Annotated in this window: 17 protein-coding genes and 1 pseudogene; 3 read left to right on the forward strand and 15 right to left on the reverse strand. The window is 71.1% G+C overall.

Features of this window, described 5'->3' with window-relative positions; translation table 11 throughout:
• Positions 1-502: 502 nt before the first annotated feature.
• Positions 503-1,954 carry an alkaline phosphatase PhoX gene (locus QRN89_RS07700; RefSeq protein ID WP_290348593.1) on the reverse strand — a complete coding sequence of 484 codons (1,452 nt, stop codon included), beginning with the start codon at positions 1,952-1,954 and terminating at the stop codon, positions 503-505.
• Between the two features lie 234 nt (positions 1,955-2,188).
• Entirely contained in the window at positions 2,189-3,646 is a 1,458-nt protein-coding gene (locus tag QRN89_RS07705) for an amino acid adenylation domain-containing protein (RefSeq protein ID WP_290348594.1), read from the reverse strand.
• A gap of 211 nt (positions 3,647-3,857) precedes the next feature.
• Here QRN89_RS07705 and QRN89_RS07710 point away from each other — a divergent pair, with 211 nt between their 5' ends.
• Complete coding sequence (locus tag QRN89_RS07710) at positions 3,858-5,702, forward strand: DUF8508 domain-containing protein (RefSeq protein ID WP_290348595.1); 1,845 nt, start codon at positions 3,858-3,860, stop codon at positions 5,700-5,702.
• Between the two features lie 63 nt (positions 5,703-5,765).
• Here the strand turns inward: QRN89_RS07710 and QRN89_RS07715 are convergent, their stop codons facing one another.
• Positions 5,766-6,533, reverse strand: coding sequence for an antibiotic biosynthesis monooxygenase family protein (locus tag QRN89_RS07715; RefSeq protein ID WP_290348596.1), 768 nt, complete (start codon positions 6,531-6,533; stop codon positions 5,766-5,768).
• 201 nt (positions 6,534-6,734) lie between these two features.
• On the opposite strand from QRN89_RS07715, the gene dapA reads away from it, so the two are divergent.
• Positions 6,735-7,709: a 4-hydroxy-tetrahydrodipicolinate synthase gene (dapA, locus tag QRN89_RS07720; RefSeq protein WP_290348597.1), complete on the forward strand. Its 975-nt coding sequence runs from the start codon at positions 6,735-6,737 to the stop codon at positions 7,707-7,709.
• Here the strand turns inward: dapA and QRN89_RS07725 are convergent.
• The 4 genes and pseudogenes from QRN89_RS07725 to QRN89_RS07740 form a co-directional block, all read right to left on the reverse strand.
• On the reverse strand, positions 7,694-7,894 hold the full coding sequence (locus tag QRN89_RS07725) for a hypothetical protein (protein ID WP_290348598.1): 201 nt from the start codon (positions 7,892-7,894) through the stop codon (positions 7,694-7,696). The genes dapA and QRN89_RS07725 overlap by 16 nt on opposite strands.
• A 139-nt stretch (positions 7,895-8,033) precedes the next feature.
• Entirely contained in the window at positions 8,034-9,035 is a 1,002-nt protein-coding gene (gene dapD, locus QRN89_RS07730; RefSeq protein WP_290348599.1) for a 2,3,4,5-tetrahydropyridine-2,6-dicarboxylate N-succinyltransferase, read from the reverse strand.
• 278 nt (positions 9,036-9,313) lie between these two features.
• Positions 9,314-9,862, reverse strand: a pseudogene (locus tag QRN89_RS07735) (TetR/AcrR family transcriptional regulator); the annotation flags it as partial.
• The gene (locus QRN89_RS07740; RefSeq protein ID WP_290348601.1) at positions 9,862-10,182 is read right to left on the reverse strand and encodes a DMT family transporter; all 321 of its coding nucleotides are present in this window, start codon (positions 10,180-10,182) and stop codon (positions 9,862-9,864) included. The gene QRN89_RS07740 and the pseudogene QRN89_RS07735, both read right to left, overlap by 1 nt.
• 256 nt (positions 10,183-10,438) lie before the next feature.
• Here QRN89_RS07740 and QRN89_RS07745 point away from each other — a divergent pair, with 256 nt between their 5' ends.
• The gene (locus tag QRN89_RS07745; protein ID WP_290348602.1) at positions 10,439-11,479 is read left to right on the forward strand and encodes a DUF7847 domain-containing protein; all 1,041 of its coding nucleotides are present in this window, start codon (positions 10,439-10,441) and stop codon (positions 11,477-11,479) included.
• Between the two features lie 205 nt (positions 11,480-11,684).
• Here the strand turns inward: QRN89_RS07745 and QRN89_RS07750 are convergent, their stop codons facing one another.
• The 8 genes from QRN89_RS07750 to QRN89_RS07785 form a co-directional block, all read right to left on the reverse strand.
• A complete protein-coding gene (locus tag QRN89_RS07750; protein WP_290348603.1) occupies positions 11,685-12,080 on the reverse strand; it encodes a metal-sulfur cluster assembly factor in 396 nt (131 codons plus the stop codon).
• On the reverse strand, positions 12,077-12,532 hold the full coding sequence (sufU, locus tag QRN89_RS07755) for a Fe-S cluster assembly sulfur transfer protein SufU (protein ID WP_026165434.1): 456 nt from the start codon (positions 12,530-12,532) through the stop codon (positions 12,077-12,079). The genes QRN89_RS07750 and sufU overlap by 4 nt, the downstream gene beginning before the upstream one ends.
• Before the next feature lie 10 nt (positions 12,533-12,542).
• On the reverse strand, positions 12,543-13,811 hold the full coding sequence (locus QRN89_RS07760) for a cysteine desulfurase (protein WP_290348604.1): 1,269 nt from the start codon (positions 13,809-13,811) through the stop codon (positions 12,543-12,545).
• Entirely contained in the window at positions 13,808-14,572 is a 765-nt protein-coding gene (sufC, locus tag QRN89_RS07765; protein ID WP_290348605.1) for a Fe-S cluster assembly ATPase SufC, read from the reverse strand. The genes QRN89_RS07760 and sufC overlap by 4 nt, the downstream gene beginning before the upstream one ends.
• Positions 14,573-14,579: 7 nt before the next feature.
• Entirely contained in the window at positions 14,580-14,897 is a 318-nt protein-coding gene (locus QRN89_RS07770; RefSeq protein ID WP_017948817.1) for a non-heme iron oxygenase ferredoxin subunit, read from the reverse strand.
• On the reverse strand, positions 14,897-16,075 hold the full coding sequence (gene sufD / locus QRN89_RS07775) for a Fe-S cluster assembly protein SufD (protein WP_290348606.1): 1,179 nt from the start codon (positions 16,073-16,075) through the stop codon (positions 14,897-14,899). Before sufD ends, QRN89_RS07770 begins: the two co-directional genes overlap by 1 nt.
• Before the next feature lie 62 nt (positions 16,076-16,137).
• A complete protein-coding gene (sufB, locus tag QRN89_RS07780; protein WP_290348607.1) occupies positions 16,138-17,559 on the reverse strand; it encodes a Fe-S cluster assembly protein SufB in 1,422 nt (473 codons plus the stop codon).
• Positions 17,556-18,350: a helix-turn-helix transcriptional regulator gene (locus QRN89_RS07785; RefSeq protein WP_290348608.1), complete on the reverse strand. Its 795-nt coding sequence runs from the start codon at positions 18,348-18,350 to the stop codon at positions 17,556-17,558. The genes sufB and QRN89_RS07785 overlap by 4 nt, the downstream gene beginning before the upstream one ends.
• Positions 18,351-18,439 lie beyond the last annotated feature (89 nt).

Raw genomic sequence — 18,439 nt, forward strand, 5'->3', positions numbered from 1 at the left:
TTCCCCCGAATTCGGTGTTCCAGGGGGAAGCGCAGCACGGAGGAGGGTGCCCGAGATCAGGGGTCGGCGACGGTTGCTGTGCCTGGTGCTCTGTCCTGTTGAGCTACATGCCCCGAAGGCATGACGGGATTCGAACCCGCAGCCGCCAGATCCGAAGTACCCGTCGCCTGCGCACCGGGCACCCTCTCCGCATGCTGGGCCTCCCGAGATCGGATCGGCGGCGGTCCGATTTCTCTGGAAAAGAAGTAACCGCGGCCTGCGCACCGGGAGGTGCGTGGAGTTGTGTCGTCCAGAGGACGGTTCGGCGGAACCGACAGTGGTGCTCTGACCCCTGAGCTACGCCGGCGCGCGTGCCGGCGACGGGACTCGAACCCGTGGCCTCCCCGTTATGAGCGGAAGTAGGTCCTGCCTGCGCACCTGGACGTGGATCACTCTAGGGACCCGGGTGCGGGAGGCGCCAAGGGTTTTCCGGCTGCCCGGCGGCCCTCGGCACGCCGGGCGGTCAGTGGCGGGGCCCGCGCCTCCACGGGCCCGTGACGGCGAGCGTGATGCCCGGCGTCTGGATGTTGGCGTACAGCGTGCGTCCGTCGGGTGAGAAGACCACGCCGGTGAACTCGCTGTACTCCGGCTCCTCCTCGGTGCCGATGTTGAGCTCGTTGCGGGCGATCGGGTAGGTGCGGCCGCTCTCGGTCGCCCCGAACAGGTGCTGGAAGCCCTCGCCGTCCTCGGCGATGACGAGGCCGCCGTACGGGGAGACGGTGATGTTGTCCGGGCCGTCGAACGCGGCGTCGGCCGCGGGGTCCGGGTTCACACCGAGCAGCACCTTGAGGGTCAGGGTCCGGCGGCGCGGGTCGTAGAACCAGACCTGTCCGTCGTGGGGGCGGCCGGGGCTCTCCTCACGGGCGTACGAGGACACGATGTAGGTGCCGCCGTCGGCCCACCACATGCCTTCGAGCTTGCGCGCGCGGGTGACCGCGCCTTCGGCGAACTGCTTGCGCACGGGGACGGTCCGGGCGTCACGGTCGGGTACGTCGACCCAGTCCACGCCGTACACGGTCCCTGTCCTCGTGGCGCGGGAGAGGTCGTCCACGAAACGGCCCCCGGCGTCGTAGCACTTGGGCGCCTGGAGCACTCCGGCGCCCTCGGGGAGGTGGCGCAGCCTGCCGCGGCCGTGGTGGAAGCCGGCCGGCGGGACCCAGCGGTAGAACAGGCCGTTCGGACCGGATGCGTCCTCCGTCAGATAGGCGTGGCCGTGCCGGGTGTCGATGACGACGGCCTCGTGCTCGTACCGGCCGAAGGCCTTGATCGGGTGGGGACGACGGTTGGCGCGCCGGTCGTAGGGGTCGACCTCGAAGACGTACCCGTGGTCCTTGGTCATGCCGTTCTGACCGGCCCGGTCGGCGTTCTCCTCGCAGGTGAGCCAGGTGCCCCAAGGGGTCCGCCCACCGGCGCAGTTGGTGGAGGTGCCCGCGATGCCGACCCATGCGGCGGTGCGGCCGTCGCGGTGGGTCTCGACGACGGTGCAGCCGCCGGCGGCGGCGGGGTCGTAGACGAGGCCCTCGGTGAGCGGCACCGGGTACTTCCATTTCGCGCGGGGGCCCTTGAGCTCGTGGTTGACCACGAGGAGGGTGACGCCGCGAGGGCCCTCGAACGCGGCGGTGCCGTCGTGGTTGGACGGGGTGGACTCGCCCGTTTCGAGCGTCGTCACACCGCTGTGGGTGACGATCCGGTACGAGAAGCCGGCGGGGAGGGCGAGGATGCCCTCGGGGTCCGGTACGAGCGGCCCGTAGCCGTGCCGCACACCGCCCGCGGCCGCTCCGGCGCCCTCCTCGACCCCCTCCTCGGCCGCGAGCGCCCCCGGCGCCGTGGCGAGTGCCCCGACGGCACCGGTGAGTGCCACGCCCGCGCCGGTGAGCGCGGACCGTGTGGTGAATTCCCTGCGGGTGAGGGGCATCGCAGTCTCCTGGGGACTCAGAGCTTCGGCAGGCGGGACTCCGGCACTGCCGACGACACGCTCCCGCCCACGGACGAACGCCAGTTGAAGTCCACGAGACATCTCGCCGCCTCGGGACGCCACGCAGGGACCGTTCCCCACCGGCCGGCCGCACACGGACGCACCACGCCACCACGGGCGCGGCGCGGACGAGTTGTCGGACTCGGCGCGGACGGAGTCGGCGCGGACGTGGTCTCAGCCCTGGGAGCGGGCCTTGAACGCCGCCTTGCGGGCGTCCTTCGCGGTCTTCTTGTCGGGGTGGAGGCGGCCCATCGCCTCGAGGACGTCGACCGTCGCCGGGTGGTCGACGCGCCAGACCGCGTCGAAGAAGCCACCGTGCTGACCCGCGAGGCCCACGATCAGGTCCTGCAGTTCCGCCAGGTCTCCCTCGGCGTCGAGCTGGGCCGCGATGGTGTCGACGGCGAGCCAGAAGACCATGGCCTCCGGTGGCGGCGGTACGTCCTGTGCCCCGTGCTCGGCGAGCCAGACACGGGCGAGGCCGCCGAGTTCGCGGTCGTCCAGGACGTCCCGGACCGCCGGCTCCGCCTCCGGGCCGGCGAGTGCGAGTGCCTGCTGGCAGCGCAGGCGGCGCAGCGGCGCGCCGGGGTCGGTGCCGCGCGCGGCGGCCAGCAGCTCACGGGCGGCCTGCAGCGGGGCACGCGCGCCGAGCCACTGCGCGGTCTCCGCCTGGGCCGCCCCGTCGGGGTAGTACGCCACGCCGTCGAGCAGCGCGTCCGCGTCCTTGTCGGCGAGATCGCCGACGGCCGGCACCGACTCCCCGCTCTCGACCAGCCGGTTCCTGACCCCGTACAGCCCGAGCGGGGTGAGCTTCACCAGCCCGTAGCGCGAGACGTCCTCCTCCACGGCGGGCAGCGCCGCCCCGGCGGCCTCCTCGACCATCAGCGCCTCGTCGACCGGCCGGTACTCCACGAGCCCGATCGGCTCCAGCAGACGGAACTGGTCGTCCAGACGCATCATCGCGTCGGAGACCTGCTCCAGCACGGCGTCCGTGGGCTCCCGCATGTCGTCGGGCACGATCATCGACGCGGCCAGGGCCGGCAGCGGAACCTGTCCTTCCTCCGCCGCCGCGGCCTCACCGACCGTCAACAGGAACAGATTGCCGAGGACCCCGTCGAGGAACTCCGTCTCCGCCTCGGGATCCCATCCGAGCGCGTCGAAGTCGATCTCGCCGTCGGGGCCGATGATCGCGTCCGGATCCTGCAGCACGGGTGCGATGGCGTCGGCGAAGACCGCGTCGAAGGCGTCCTGCCAGAGCGCGAGCACGTCCTGCGGACTGCCGCCGGTGACCAGCGGCAGCGCGCCCCCGGCGGTGGCCGTGCCGTACTCGGCGTCGTCGTCCTCGGGGTCGGTGACCTCGACGAGCCCGGTGTCCACCGCGATCCGCCACGCCTCGCTCGCGTACGCGCGGCCGTCCTCGTCCGAGGGCAGCCCCAGCACCTCGGCCGCCGGGGCGAGTTGCTCGTCGACGAGCTCACCGCCCGCGCCGACCCTGGTCTCCGGTCCGGCCCAGCGAGCCAGCCGCACGGCCCGGGCGAGCAGGGGGGTGCCGAGCGCGTCCCGGGCCAGTTCCGCTTCCGAGTGCAGTCGCACGGGCGGCAGGGCACGGCGTCCGGCGGGGCGGTCTCCTGACATCTGGGGGCTCTCCTCGGCTGTGGGCGTTGCGGCGCGTGGCGGCCCCCAGCGTAGACGCAATTCGCCCGATGCCTTCCGATTCATGTACCCGTCAACCCCCGTACACCCGGCACCTCTTGACAAGTCACGCATCCACACAAGACATTGACGCGCGTAGATCCATCAGTGGTCCCAAAATGCCACCCCTCAACCCTCACACCGGAGTTCCCTGATGCCATCCATACCGAGATCTGCCGCCGTCGCAGCCGTCGTGGCCTCCGCACTGGCCGCCGGTCTGCTCGCCGGTTCCTCCTCGGCCGCCGCCGATGCCGAGAACGCGGACGCGGACGTCCGCATTCACGACATCCAGGGCACGACCCGTACGTCCCCGCTCGTCGGCCGGCAGGTCGCGGACGTCGAGGGCATCGTCATCGGTGTCCGCACCTACGGCTCCTCGCGCGGCTTCTGGATCCAGGACGCCCAGGCCGACGCCGACCCCGCCACCAGCGAGGGCCTCTTCGTGTTCACGAGCTCCACGCCGACGGTCGCCACCGGCGACGCGGTCAAGGTCTCGGGCACGGTCGGCGAGTTCGTCCCCGGCGGCCTCAACTCCGGCAACCAGTCGATCACCCAGATCTCCAAGCCGGCCGTCACCGTGGTCTCCTCGGGCAACGCGCTGCCCGCGCCGGTGACGATCACCGCCCGGTCCGTGCCGTCGGCGTACGCGCCCGAGGGCGACCCGGCGGCCGGGAACAGCATCAACGCGCTGCCGCTGCGGCCCCGCTCGTACGCCCTGGACTACTACGAGTCCCTGGAGGGCAGCAACGTCCGGATCGGCACCTCGCGCGTCGTCGGTGCCACCGACCCGTACTCGGAGCTGTGGGTCACGGTGAAGCCGTGGGAGAACCCGACCGTGCGCGGCGGCGCCCGCTACGGCTCGTACACCTCCCAGAACACCGGCCGCCTCCAGATCCAGTCGCTGGTGCCGGTCGCCCAGCAGCCGTTCCCGAAGGCGAACGTCGGCGACGTGCTCTCCGGTACGACCGAGGGCCCGCTGGACTTCAACCAGTTCGGCGGGTACACCCTCACGGCCCGCACCCTCGGCACGGTGCAGGACCGCGGTCTGGAGCGCGAGAGCGCCCGCCAGGAGCGCCGCGGCGAACTGTCCGTGGCCACGTACAACGTGGAGAACCTGGACCCGTCGGACCCCCAGGAGAAGTTCGACGCCCTGGCCCGCGCCGTCGTCGACAACCTCGCGACGCCCGACATCATCGCCCTGGAGGAGATCCAGGACAACACGGGCGCGAAGAACGACGGCGTGGTCGCCGCGGACCAGACCGTCCGCAAGTTCACGGAGGCGATCGTCGCCGCCGGCGGTCCGGCGTACGACTTCCGCTCGGTCGACCCCGAGGACAACAAGGACGGCGGCGAGCCCGGCGGCAACATCCGCCAGGTGTTCCTCTTCAACCCGGAGCGCGTCTCCTTCACCGACCGCGCGGGCGGCACGGCGACCGCCGCGACCGCCGTCGTCCGGGAGAAGGGCCGCGCCGCGCTCACCCTCTCCCCCGGCCGGGTCGACCCGGCGAACGCCGCCTGGGAGAACAGCCGCAAGCCGCTCGCGGGAGAGTTCGTCTTCCGCGGCCGCACGGTGTTCGTCATCGCCAACCACTTCGGCTCGAAGGGCGGTGACGAGGGCCTGACGTCGCACCACCAGCCGCCGGCCCGCTCCTCCGAGGCCAAGCGCCTCCTGCAGGCGCAGACCGTGAACGTCTTCGTGAAGGACATCCTGAAGGCCCAGCGCAACGCGGACGTGGTCGTGCTCGGGGACATCAACGACTTCGAGTTCTCGGAGACCACGAAGGCGCTGACGGCCGGCGGTGCGCTGTACCCGGCCATCAAGTCGCTGCCTCGCGCGGAGCGTTACTCGTACGTGTACCAGGGCAACAGCCAGGTGCTCGACCAGATCCTGACCAGCCCGTCGATCGACGACTTCAGCTACGACAGCGTCCACATCAACGCGGAGTTCGCCGACCAGAACAGCGATCACGACCCGCAGGTGCTGCGCTTCCGCCCGTAGGGGCGGAGCCGCTGGCGTGACCGCTCGGGCGCCCGTGGCCGGGCCGGCACCGGCGCGGCGCGGTCAGCCTCGGCGGTCCAGGACGCCCGCGCCCAGGGAGAGCGCGGGCGTCCAGCGCGTCACACGGCTGCTTGTGAGGCCCGGGTGGTTCCGGACCCGTTCCCACTGTTCGGTGGCGGAGCCGACCCCGTCGCCGGGGGCCTCCAGCGCCTCCCGGTGCGCCCGCTCGCTCTCCCACTCGGCGTAGTCGAGGACGCGGGGGCCGTCCGTGGCGAGGTGGAAGTGGGCGGAGATCCCGCCGGGGTGCGCCTGCGGATCGCTGTCGATCGCGGCGAACACCGCGTCGACCCAGGCGCGTCGGCGCTCGGGGTCCGGGCCGTCGAAGTCGATCTCCACGACGACGACACGGCCCGGCTCCCTGCCGTCGCCGTCGGCGCGCCCGCTGCGGTAGAGCTCGTACGAGTGGAGTCCCTGCCGTTCGATGCCCGGGACGGCGGCGTCGATCTCGGCGTTGCGGCCGGCCCGCGCGGTGCGGACGAAGTCCCGGTAGGCGTCCTCCCCGGTCCACTGCGAGTAGTGGAGCAGGCGGGTTCCGTCGGAGCTCGTGTGGACGTGGTAGGAGAGCGGGGCGCCGCCGGGGCGTGCGCGCCGCCGCCAGGCACGCGCGACGGCCTCGACGGCGGCCCGCTGCCGCGCGGGCGTGCCCACGTACCAGGTCCCGACCTTGACGACGCCGACGTCGGGACGGTCGAACCGGGGTGGGACCGGGCGGGAGGCATCGGCCCGGGGCGGGCGGGAGGCATCGGCTCGGCTGGGAAATTGCCTGGTCATGGCAGTCCTCCGGAAAGGGTCGATTCCTCGGCAGCCAGACTCGGACGTGAACCCTGGTCGAGGTCATCCCCGAAATCCCCCAGCACGCGCTTCCCACCGTGACGGTCACCTCGCACTCGAAAGACCCTTCAGCAAAGCTTCCTTTTACTCCCAAGCAAAACTAAGTAGACCTTCACAGTCGGCCGGACGGACACTTCGGGCATGACGACGCCACGCCCCCGGCCGCGCCCGTTCGGCCGTGCCCTCTGCGCGATGATCACGCCCTTCACCGCCGACGGCGCCTTCGACCCGGACGGCGCGCAGCAGCTGGCCGCCCACCTGGTGGCCGAAGGCTGCGACGGGCTGGTGCTGAACGGCACCACCGGTGAGTCGCCCACCACCACGGACGCCGAGAAGACCGCGCTCGTGCGCGCCGTGCGCGAGGCCGTGGGTGATCGGGCGGCCGTCGTCGCCGGTGTCGGCAGCGCGAGCACCCGGCACACCGTCGAGCTGGCCCGGGCCGCGGAGAACGCCGGGGCGGACGGGCTGCTGGTGGTCACCCCGTACTACAGCAGGCCACCGCAGGACGCCCTCGCCGACCACTTCCGGCGGGTCGCCGACGCGGTGGGCGTTCCGCTGATGCTGTACGACATCCCGGGCCGCACCGGCACCCGCATCGAGCCGGACACCCTGATGCGTGTGTCCGCGCACCCGCGGATCGTGGCCGTGAAGGACTGCGCGTACGACCTGCTCGGCAGCACCAAGGTGATCGCCCGGACCTCGCTCGCGTACTACTCGGGCTGCGAGGAGACCAACCTCCCGCTCTACGCGGTGGGCGCCGCCGGGTTCGTCAGCACCGTCGCGAACGCCGCCCCCCGCCCCGTGCGGGCCGTCCTCGACGCCTTCGACGCGGGCCGGACGGCGGAGGCCACCGCGATGAACCAGCTCACGCTGCCGCTCGCCGAGCTGATGATGGCGTCGGGGCTGCCGGGCACCGTGACCGCGAAGGCCCTGCTCGGGGCGATCGGACTGCCGGCCGGACCGGTGAGGGAACCGCTGCGGCCCGCCGGCCGCGAGACGGCGGACGGGCTGCTCGCGGCGTACGAGGAACTGGCCCGGCTGTACCCGGCTGCGCCACGGGCCCCGCAGTCCGCGGCGGTCCTGGCGGGCCTCGGCGCGGCTCAGTCGTGGACGTAGGTCGTACCGAGGACCGCCGCGTGTTCCAGGACGTCCTCGAGCGGGTCGTCGATCTGGCCGGTCGAGACCAGCGCCACCACCGGGGCGTTGTGCGAGTCGCTGTGGGTCTCGTCGGCGTGCGCGAGGCCGCACGGGCCCGCCACGGTCAGCAGCAGCGCTCCGAGCACGGCCGGCCTGGTCTTCATGTCGTTTCCTCGCCTTGGCATCTCGTCCGACTCCACGGTCACCTGTTCATCCGTCCGACGGCGCCGGAGGTCACGCGGAGTCACACGAAAGCGTCGGCGGCCCCGGGGAGCGGACCTCCGTTCCCCGGGGCGGCGGGCCTCAGTTGTGGCTGTGGAGCACCTCGTTGAGGCCGCCCCAGACCGCGTTGTTCGGGCGGGCCTCGACGGCACCGGTCACGGAGTTGCGCCGGAAGAGGATGTTCGAGGCGCCGGAGAGCTCACGGGCCTTGACGATCTGCCCGTCGGGCATGGTGACGCGGGTGCCCGCGGTGACGTACAGGCCGGCCTCGACGACGCACTCGTCGCCGAGCGCGATCCCGACGCCCGCCTCGGCACCGATGAGGCAGCGCTCGCCGACGGAGATGATGACGTTGCCGCCGCCGGAGAGGGTGCCCATGGTGGAGGCACCGCCGCCGATGTCGGAGCCGTCGCCGATCACGACGCCCGCGGAGATACGGCCTTCGACCATGGAGGTGCCCAGGGTGCCCGCGTTGAAGTTGACGAAGCCCTCGTGCATGACCGTGGTGCCCTCGGCGAGGTGCGCGCCGAGCCGGACGCGGTCGGCGTCGGCGATGCGGACGCCCTTGGGTGCGACGTAGTCCGTCATGCGCGGGAACTTGTCGATCGAGGTGACCTGGAGGTGGAGGCCCTCGGCGCGGGCGTTCAGCCGCACCCGCTCGACGTTGTCCACGGCGACCGGGCCGAGAGAGGTCCAGGCGACGTTGGCGAGCAGGCCGAAGACCCCGTCGAGGCTCTGGCCGTGCGGCCGCACGAGCCGGTGCGAGAGCAGGTGGAGGCGCAGATAGGCGTCGTGCGCGTCGATCGGCTTCTCGTCGAGGGAGGCGATGACCGTACGGACGGCGACGATCTCGACCTCGCGCCGGGCGTCCACACCGACGGCCCTGGCGGCGCCTTCACCGAGCAGGTTGACCGCCTGGTCGGGGGTGAGCCGCTCGGTCCCGGCCGGGCCGGGCTCGGCGGAGAGTTCGGGGGCGGGGAACCAGGTGTCGAGCACGGTGCCGTCGCCGGCGATGGTGGCGAGGCCGGCGGCGACGGCGCCGGTGGGGCGAGGTGCGGTGGTGCTGTCGGGCGAGTCAGTCATGAGGAGAACCTAACCGGCGGGGGCGGGCGGGGGCGAACCGGTCTCAGGTGCCGGTCCGGGCGGTCGGGCCCGCCCGCCCGGCAGGTCAGGGCCGCACTCCCGGCCGGTCGACGACACCGGTACCGGGTCTGATGCCGGTCCGATCCCGCTCCGGGTCACGTCCCCGGCCGGCCGGAGGGCGCGGACGGGTTCACGGAGGCCGGCCGGTTGCCGCCGTCCTCGCCGGGGTTCCCGCCCGGAAGCCCGCCCTCGCCGGAGAGTTCTCCGGGGGGCGCACCCGCACCCGCACCCGCGGACAGGATCCGCGTCAGCATCTCGCGCGCGTACTCCTCGTCGTAGGGGGTGTCCGTGAGCAGGACCTGGAGGCAGATCCCGTCCATGAGGGCCACCAGGGCCCGGGCCGTCACCGGGTCGCTGCGGCGGGCGAGCACCTCGGTGACGCCGTCGGTCCATTCCGCCGCCACGGGGCGCAGCGCGGGGCGGCGCAGGGCGGCGAGATAGAGCTCGTACTCCAGCTCCACCCCGCTCCGTTCGCGCCCGAGCCACTCCCCCATCAGCCGGGCCAGGTCCCCGGCCGGATCCCTGTCGGCGTCCGCGAGGACGCCGCTGTCCCGGACGGCGGCCGCGAAGCCCTCGTTGGCCTGACGCAGCGCGGCGACCAGGAGTTCGTCGAGCGAGGCGAAGTGGTACGTCGTCGATCCGAGCGGCACGTCGGCCTCGGCGGCGACCGTGCGGTGGCTCAGCCCGGCGATGCCGTCGCGGCCGACGACCCGGATCGCGGCGTCGATGATGCGCTGGCGCCGTCCGGGGTCGTACCGGCGCGCCATCAGTGCGCGCCGCCGAGGTTCAGCACGACGACGCCGGCGACGACCAGGGCGATCCCGACGATCCTCACGAGGCTGGTGGACTCGTTCAGGAACACCATGCCGATCGCCGCGACGGCGGCGGTCCCGACGCCCGCCCAGATCGCGTACGCCGTGCCGACCGAGAGCGTCTTCAGCGTCTGCGCCAGCAGTGCGAAGGCGATCAGGTACCCGATGACGGTGGCCAGCGAGGGCCAGAACCGGGTGAAGCCCTCGCTGTACTTCATCGCCGTGGTGCCGGCGACCTCGGCCGCGATCGCCGCGGCGAGCAGTCCGTACGCCATGCGTACGACTGTACACAACGATGGGTACGCCCGTACACAACGAGACCGGGGACTCCGGCATCGTCGGGCATGCCCACGCCAGCTACCGTGTCCCGGTCAGGTGGGGACGACTGCACGGGGGGCACGGCACATGTCGGACACGATGGGGCAGGGAACGGGACCGTACGGCGGAACGCCCGGCTGGGGCGGGCCGCCGGGGTACGGCGGGGCGCCCGGGTGGGGCGGCTGGGGACCTCCCCCGGCGCCGAAGCCCGGAGTGATACCGCTGCGACCGCTCGAACTCGGCGATGTCCTGGGCGGCGCGTTCGCGACGATCGCCCGCGGCTGGAAGCAGCTCTACGGCACGGCCGTCGCCGTCTACGTCCTCGCCGCCCTGGCGGTCGGCGGGACGCTCGCGCTCGCCTACTCGGCGGTCGGCGACCGCCTGCACGAGGTCATCGACCTCCCGCCGGGCGAGGCCCCGTCCTGGGACCAGGCACAGCCTCTGGTGGTCGCGCTCGCCTCCGTCTGGGTGTTCGCCCTCGTCGTGCTGCTCGTCTCGACGGCGGTGGTCACGGCCGCGGTACCGGCCGTCCTCCAGGACACGGTGCTCGGCCGGCCGGTCGTCTTCGGCACGGTCTGGCGCCGCGCCTGGGGAAAGGTTCCGGCGGTGCTCGGGACCGTCGTCCTCACCGGTCTGATCGCTCTCGTGCCCGTGGCCCTGATGATGCTCGGCTTCGTGGCCCTCACGGTCAGCCTGGTGACGTCGCTGGACGGCGACGGCAGCGGCGCGGGCGGGCTCGCAGCGCTCGGCTTCCTCGGGGTGCTGGCCACCGCGCCGGTCGCGACCTGGCTCTGGGTGAAGTTCAGCCTCGCCCCGCACGTCGCGGTCTTCGAGGGCCAGGGACCGATTCAGTCGATGCGCCGCTCCTGGCACCTGGTGCGCGGCGGCTGGTGGCGGATCTTCGGCATCTCGCTGCTGGCCTATCTGATGGCCGCGGCGGTCGGTTTCGCGATCCGCCAGACGGTCGACATGGCGAGCGCCGTCCCGATGGCGGGCACCGCGACCCCGGACGACGGCGAGGACATCTCCACGTTCCTCGTCGGGATGTCCGGCTGGTTCGCCCTCGCCCTGGTCGGCCAGCTGGTCGCCCAGATCGTCACCTCGACGTTCCCCCAGCTGGTGAACGGTCTGCTCTACGTCGACCAGCGCATCCGCAACGAGAACCTGGCGCCGGTCCTGGCCTCGGCCGCGGGTGCCGGCACGGGCTCGGGTACGCCGGGACCGCAGCCGCCGGCCCCGCCCGTCGTCGGCTGACGCGCGGAGCGGCCGACGGCTGCCGCCGCACGGACGCGCCGCCGAACAAGCGAACGGCCGTGCCCGCCGGGAAGACCGGCGGGCACGGCCGTTCGCGTGCCCTGCGGACCGCGTCGGACGATGACGTGCCCGGAAGTGCGGGACGCTCCCCGGAGGGACGGACGGTCCGGTGCGGGATCGCGCCGTCCCCGGAGGCGTCGCGACGTCAGACGTTGAAGCCGAGCGCCCTCAGCTGCTCACGGCCGTCGTCCGTGATCTTGTCCGGACCCCACGGCGGCATCCAGACCCAGTTGATCTTCAGCTCGTTGACGATGCCGTCGGTCGCGGCCTTCGCCTGGTCCTCGATCACGTCCGTCAGCGGGCAGGCCGCCGACGTCAGCGTCATGTCCAGGGTCGCGATGTTGGCGTCGTCGATGTGGATGCCGTAGATCAGACCGAGGTTGACCACGTCGATGCCCAGCTCGGGGTCGACGACGTCGTACAGGGCCTCGCGGACCTCCTCCTCGGAGGCCTTCGTGCTCGTCGGCGTCGCGGCCTCGGAGGAGAAGGTCTCCTCGTCCGGCCAGTCCTTCTCCGCCGTGGTCTCGGGGTTCTCAGTCATGCGGTCTTCCCTTCGGACAGCGCCTGCGCCGTCGCGTCCTTCCATGCCATCCAGCTCAGGAGGGCGCACTTCACGCGCGCCGGGTACTTGGAGACGCCGGCGAACGCGACCGCGTCCTCCAGCACCTCCTCCATCGCGTCGTCCGGCTCGATCTGGCCCTTGGACTGCATCAGCTCAAGGAACGTCGCCTGGATCTTCTGCGCCTCCGCGAGCTCCTTGCCGACGAGCAGCTCGTTCAGCACGGAGGCGGACGCCTGGCTGATGGAACAGCCCTGGCCCTCGTAGGAGACGTCCGCGATGCGGGTGCCGTCGTACTTCACCCGCATCGTGATCTCGTCGCCGCAGGTGGGGTTGACGTGGTGCACCTCGGCGTCGCCGTCCCGCAAGCCCCGCCCGTGCGGGTGCTTGTAGTGGTCCAGGATGACGTCCTGGTACATCGAATCAAGCTTCACGTCAGGCCCCTCAGCCGAAGAAGTTACGGACGTGCTCCAGGCCGTCGATCAGTGCGTCCACCTCGCCCGGCGTGGAGTACAGATAGAACGACGCCCTCGTGGTCGCGGGAATTCCGTACCGGAGGCACACCGGCCGTGCGCAGTGGTGGCCGACCCGGACGGCGATGCCCTGCTCGTCCAGCACCTGCCCCACGTCGTGCGGGTGGATGTCCCCGAGCACGAAGGAGATCGCCGCGCCGCGGTCCTCGGCGGTGACGGGGCCGATGATCCGCAGGTCGGGGACCTGCTGCAGCCGCTGGACGGCGTACTCGGTGATCGCGTGCTCGTGCTGCGCGATCCTGTCCATGCCGATCGCGCTCAGGTAGTCCACGGCGGCGCCGAGGCCGACGGCCTGGGCGATCGGGGGCGTACCGGCCTCGAACTTGTGCGGCGCCGGGGCGTACGTCGACGAGTGCATCGAGACGGTCTCGATCATCTCGCCGCCGCCCAGGAACGGAGGCAGGTCCTCCAGGAGCTCCTGGCGGCCCCAGAGCACGCCGATGCCGGTCGGGCCGCACATCTTGTGGCCGGTGAAGGCCACGAAGTCGGCGCCGAGCGCCTGGACGTCCAGGGGCATGTGCGGGGCGGCCTGCGAGGCGTCGACGAGGACGAGCGCGCCGACGTCCTGCGCCCGGCGGACGATCTGCTCGACCGGGTTGACCGTCCCCAGGATGTTGGAGACCAGCGTGAAGGAGACGATCTTCGTCTTCTCCGTGATGACCTCCTCGATGTTGGAGAGGTCGAGGCGGCCGTCGTCGGTGAGGCCGAACCACTTCAGCTTCGCGCCCGTGCGCTGCGCCAGCAGCTGCCAGGGAACGATGTTGGAGTGGTGCTCCATCTCCGTGATGACTATCTCGGTCTCGCGGTCGACGCGGTAGGGCTCGTCGGCCCAGCCCAGCATGTTCGCCACGAGGTTCAGCGACTCCGACGCGTTCTTGGTGAAGATCACCTCGTCGCGGCTCGGCGCGTTGATGAAGGAGGCGACCTTGTCGCGAGCGCCCTCGTACAGTGCCGTGGCCTCCTCGGCGAGCACGTGCACACCGCGGTGGACATTGGCGTTGTAGCGCTCGTAGTACTCGGCGAGTGCGTCCAGCACCTGGCGCGGCTTCTGCGAGGTCGCCGCGTTGTCCAGGTACACGAGCTTCCTGCCGTCGTGGACCACGCGGTCCAGGATCGGGAAGTCCTTGCGGATCGCCTCGGTGTCGAGGAGGCCAGGGAGCCCCTGGCGGGCAGGGGTCACGCGGATACGCCACCCTTCGTGTATGCCTCGTAGCCCTCGGCCTCGAGCTTGTCGGCGAGCTCGGCACCGCCGGACTCGGCGATGCGGCCGTTCGCGAACACGTGGACGAAGTCGGGCTTGATGTAGCGCAGGATGCGCGTGTAGTGCGTGATCAGCAGGGTGCCGACCTCACCGGTCTCGCGGACGCGGTTGACGCCCTCGGAGACGGTGCGCAGCGCGTCGACGTCGAGGCCGGAGTCCGTCTCGTCGAGGATCGCGATCTTCGGCTTGAGGAGCTCCAGCTGGAGGATCTCGTGCCGCTTCTTCTCACCCCCGGAGAAGCCCTCGTTCACGTTCCGCTCGGCGAAGGCCGGGTCCATCTGGAGACGCTCCATGGTCTCCTTGACCTCCTTCACCCAGGTGCGCAGCTTGGGGGCCTCGCCGCGGATGGCGGTGGCGGAGGTGCGCAGGAAGTTGGAGACCGAGACACCGGGGACCTCGACGGGGTACTGCATCGCGAGGAAGACGCCGGCGCGGGCGCGCTCGTCGACGGACATCTCCAGGACGTCCTCGCCGTCCAGGGTCACGGTGCCACTGGTGATCGTGTACTTGGGGTGGCCCGCGAGGGAGTAGGCGAGGGTCGACTTGCCGGAGCCGTTGGGGCCCATGATGGCGTGGGTCTCGCCCTGCTTCACGGTCAGGTCGACGCCCTTGAGGATCTCCCGGGGGCCGTTCTCGGCCTCGACGGAGACGTGCAGGTCGCGGATTTCAAGCGTTGCCATGGGTGACTCAGGACTCCTGGGTGACGGAGACGAGCACATCGTCCCCTTCGATCTTTACGGGGTACACGGGGACGGGGCGCGTCGCGGGAAGGCCGGACGGCTTGCCGGTGCGGAGGTCGAAGCTGGAGCCGTGCAGCCAGCACTCGATCTGGCAGTCCTCCACCTCGCCCTCGGACAGGGAGACGTTCGCGTGCGAGCAGATGTCGTGGATCGCGAACACCTCGCCCTCCGTGCGGACGACGGAGACCGGCGTGCCGTCGAGTTCCACCCGCTTCGGGGTGTCCTCCTCCAGCTCGCTCAGCCCACAGGCGCGGACGAAGGCCATCAGACGGACGCCTCCAGCTCCGCCTCGATCTTGGCGATGAGGCGCTCCTCCACGTCCGGCAGACCGATCTGCTGGACCAGCTCGGCGAAGAAGCCGCGGACGACGAGGCGGCGGGCCTCGGCCTCCGGGATGCCCCGGGCCATCAGGTAGAAGAGCTGCTCGTCGTCGAAGCGGCCGGTGGCGGAGGCGTGGCCGGCGCCGACGATCTCACCGGTCTCGATCTCCAGGTTGGGCACGGAGTCGACGCGGGCGCCGTCGCTCAGAACCAGGTTGCGGTTCATCTCGTAGGTGTCGGTGCCCTCGGCCTTGGCCTCGATGAGCACGTCGCCGATCCAGACGGCGTGCGCGTCGTCGCCCTGGAGCGCGCCCTTGTAGACGACGTTGGACTTGCAGTGCGGCGTGTTGTGCGTGACCAGGAGTCGGTGCTCCTGGTGCTGGCCCGCGTCGGTGAAGTACAGACCGAACAGCTCGGCCTCGCCGCCCGGGCCCGCGTACTCGACGCGGGGGTGGAGGCGCACGACGTCGCCGCCGAAGGTGATCACGACCGACTTGAAGGTGGCGTCGCGGCCGACGAGCACGTTGTGCTGCGAGCAGTGCACCGCCGTGTCGTCCCAGTCCTGGACGGAGACGAAGGTGACCTTGGCCCCGTCGCCGACCAGGAAGTCCACGTTGGCGGCGCGCACGGCGTCACCGGTGTGGTCGATGACGATGACGGCCTCGGCGAAGGCGCCGATCTCGAAGACCGTGTGCCCGAAGGTGGTGCCGCCCTCGCCGTGCAGGGTGACCCGCACCGGTTCGGTCAGGACCGTCTCCTTCGGCACCGAGACGACGGTGGCCTTCTCGAACGAGGAGAACGCCTGCGCGGCGACCCGGTCGACGGGCGTGCCCGCCTTGCCGATGCGCGCGTCGTCACGGCCGACGGACTGGACGGTGACGCCGTCGGGGGCGTTCACCTCAGCCTTGATCGAGCCGTCGGCCTTCGCGGTGCCGTCGTGGAGACCCTTCAGCCGCTCCAGCGGCGTGAACCGCCACTCCTCCTCGCGGCCGTGCGGGACCGGGAAGTCCGCCACGTCGAAGGACGGGGGCGCGCTCATGCGCGTGGCGACGGTGGACTCCGCGGCCACCGCGATCGAGCCGGCGGTGGTGGAGCCCACCGGGATGTTCTGAGCCTCAGCCATGGCTGTCGTGTTGCTCGCTTCCTACGTGAGAAATCTGCGTCGCTGCGGGTGGGGCGCCGGCGTCAGCCGACCGCGCCCTCCATCTGCAGCTCGATCAGCCGGTTGAGCTCCAGGGCGTACTCCATGGGCAGCTCCTTGGCGATCGGCTCGACGAAGCCGCGCACGATCATCGCCATCGCCTCGTCCTCGGAGAGACCGCGGCTCATCAGGTAGAAGAGCTGGTCCTCGGAGACCTTGGAGACGGTGGCCTCGTGCCCCATGGAGACGTCGTCCTCGCGGACGTCGACGTACGGGTAGGTGTCGGACCGGGAGATCGTGTCGACGAGCAGGGCGTCGCAGAGCACGTTGGACTTGGCACCGGGGGCGCCCTCGCCGATCTCGATCAGACCGCGGTAGGAGGTGCGGCCGCCGCCTCGCGCCACCGACTTGGAGACGATGTTCGACGAGGTGTTCGGCGCCATGTGGACCATCTTGGCGCCGGCGTCCTGGTGCTGGCCCTCGCCCGCGAAGGCGATGGACAGGGTCTCGCCCTTGGCGTGCTCGCCCATCAGGTACACGGCGGGGTACTTCATCGTGACCTTGGAGCCGATGTTGCCGTCGACCCACTCCATGGTCGCGCCCTCGTACGCCACGGCGCGCTTGGTGACCAGGTTGTAGACGTTGTTCGACCAGTTCTGGATGGTCGTGTAGCGGCAGCGGGCGCCCTTCTTGACGATGATCTCGACCACGGCGCTGTGCAGCGAGTCCGAGGAGTAGATCGGGGCGGTGCAGCCCTCGACGTAGTGGACGTAGGCGTCCTCGTCGACGATGATCAGCGTCCGCTCGAACTGGCCCATGTTCTCGGTGTTGATCCGGAAGTAGGCCTGGAGCGGGATCTCGACGTGCACGCCCTTCGGCACGTAGATGAAGGAGCCGCCGGACCACACCGCGGTGTTCAGCGACGCGAACTTGTTGTCGCCGGCCGGGATGACCGTGCCGAAGTACTCCTTGAAGAGCTCCGGGTGCTCCTTCAGCGCGGTGTCGGTGTCCAGGAAGATGACGCCCTGCTCCTCCAGGTCCTCGCGGATCTGGTGGTAGACGACCTCGGACTCGTACTGCGCGGCGACACCGGCCACCAGGCGCTGCTTCTCGGCCTCGGGGATGCCGAGCTTGTCGTACGTGTTCTTGATGTCCTCGGGCAGGTCCTCCCAGGACTCCGCCTGCTTCTCCGTGGACCGCACGAAGTACTTGATGTTGTCGAAGTCGATGCCGGAGAGGTCGGAGCCCCAGTTCGGCATGGGCTTCTTCTCGAAGAGCTTCAGGCCCTTCAGACGCATCTTCAGCATCCACTCGGGCTCGGACTTCTTCGCGGAGATGTCCCGGACCACGTCCTCCGAGAGGCCGCGCTTTGCGGCGGCGCCTGCGACGTCGGAGTCGGCCCAGCCGTATTCGTACTTGCCCAGGCCATCGAGCTCAGGGTGGGCAGTCTCCGTGGGGAGAGTCATGCGGGGTTCCTCCCGGCCGTGCTTGCAGATGCTTGCGAAGTGGTCTTTTCGGTGTTGCTGGTCGTGCTGGTCCTGCCGGACCCGTCGGCCGGCCGGTCGTCGGAGCGGTGGCCGGCCTTCGGGATGAAGGTCGTGCACACACCGTCGCCGTGGGCGATGGTGGCCAGACGCTGCACATGCGTGCCGAGCAGGCGGGAGAAGACCTCGGTCTCCGCCTCGCACAGCTGCGGGTACCGCTCGGCCACATGGGCGACGGGGCAGTGGTGCTGACACAGCTGCTCGCCGACCGGTGCGTTACGCGCCGTAGCAGCGTACCCGTCCGCGGTCAACGCCTTGGCCAGAGCCTCGGTCCGCGCCTCGGGATCGGCGGCCTCCACGGCCCGGCGGTACGCCTCGGCCTGGGCCTCCATGCGGTCGCGGGCGAAGGCGGCGACGGCGGCCTCGCCTCCCGCGTTCTCCTCGATCCAGCGGAGGGCGTCGACGGCGAGCACGTCGTAGGACTGGTCGAAGGCGTCCCGGCCGCAGTCGGTGAGCGCGAACACCTTGGCGGGCCTGCCGCGGGTGCGCGCGCCGTACACGCGCTGCTCGCGGGCCACGACGACGTCGTCGGAGACGAGTGCGTCCAGATGACGGCGCACGGCCGCCTGGGTGAGTCCGAGACGGCCGGCGAGATCGGCGACGGTGGACGGGCCGTGGTCCAGGATCGACCGCGCGACCCGGTTGCGGGTGGACCGCTCCCCGGTCGCGAGCTCCTCCTGGGGGGACTCCCCCACAGCTCCGTCGTTTTTCACAACGCCATTGTTGCGTAATTCCCGAGAGACTGACAAGCCGCGTTCCTCCGGGCGGGCGGTGCCGTGCATCACTTAGGGAAACCTAACCT

Origin of the sequence: Streptomyces sp. HUAS CB01 (genome assembly GCF_030406905.1) — a bacterium.
GTDB lineage: Bacteria > Actinomycetota > Actinomycetes > Streptomycetales > Streptomycetaceae > Streptomyces > Streptomyces chengbuensis.

Bases quoted from the DNA above. Each gene is read 5' to 3' on its own strand.
- QRN89_RS07700 (WP_290348593.1), bottom strand. From the start codon at position 1,954: ATGCCCCTCACCCGCAGGGAATTCACCACACGGTCCGCGCTCACCGGC.
- QRN89_RS07705 (WP_290348594.1), bottom strand. From the start codon at position 3,646: ATGTCAGGAGACCGCCCCGCCGGACGCCGTGCCCTGCCGCCCGTGCGA.
- QRN89_RS07710 (WP_290348595.1), top strand. From the start codon at position 3,858: ATGCCATCCATACCGAGATCTGCCGCCGTCGCAGCCGTCGTGGCCTCC.
- QRN89_RS07715 (WP_290348596.1), bottom strand. From the start codon at position 6,533: ATGACCAGGCAATTTCCCAGCCGAGCCGATGCCTCCCGCCCGCCCCGG.
- dapA (WP_290348597.1), top strand. From the start codon at position 6,735: ATGACGACGCCACGCCCCCGGCCGCGCCCGTTCGGCCGTGCCCTCTGC.
- QRN89_RS07725 (WP_290348598.1), bottom strand. From the start codon at position 7,894: ATGAAGACCAGGCCGGCCGTGCTCGGAGCGCTGCTGCTGACCGTGGCG.
- dapD (WP_290348599.1), bottom strand. From the start codon at position 9,035: ATGACTGACTCGCCCGACAGCACCACCGCACCTCGCCCCACCGGCGCC.
- QRN89_RS07740 (WP_290348601.1), bottom strand. From the start codon at position 10,182: ATGGCGTACGGACTGCTCGCCGCGGCGATCGCGGCCGAGGTCGCCGGC.
- QRN89_RS07750 (WP_290348603.1), bottom strand. From the start codon at position 12,080: ATGACTGAGAACCCCGAGACCACGGCGGAGAAGGACTGGCCGGACGAG.
- sufC (WP_290348605.1), bottom strand. From the start codon at position 14,572: ATGGCAACGCTTGAAATCCGCGACCTGCACGTCTCCGTCGAGGCCGAG.
- QRN89_RS07770 (WP_017948817.1), bottom strand. From the start codon at position 14,897: ATGGCCTTCGTCCGCGCCTGTGGGCTGAGCGAGCTGGAGGAGGACACC.
- sufD (WP_290348606.1), bottom strand. From the start codon at position 16,075: ATGGCTGAGGCTCAGAACATCCCGGTGGGCTCCACCACCGCCGGCTCG.
- sufB (WP_290348607.1), bottom strand. From the start codon at position 17,559: ATGACTCTCCCCACGGAGACTGCCCACCCTGAGCTCGATGGCCTGGGC.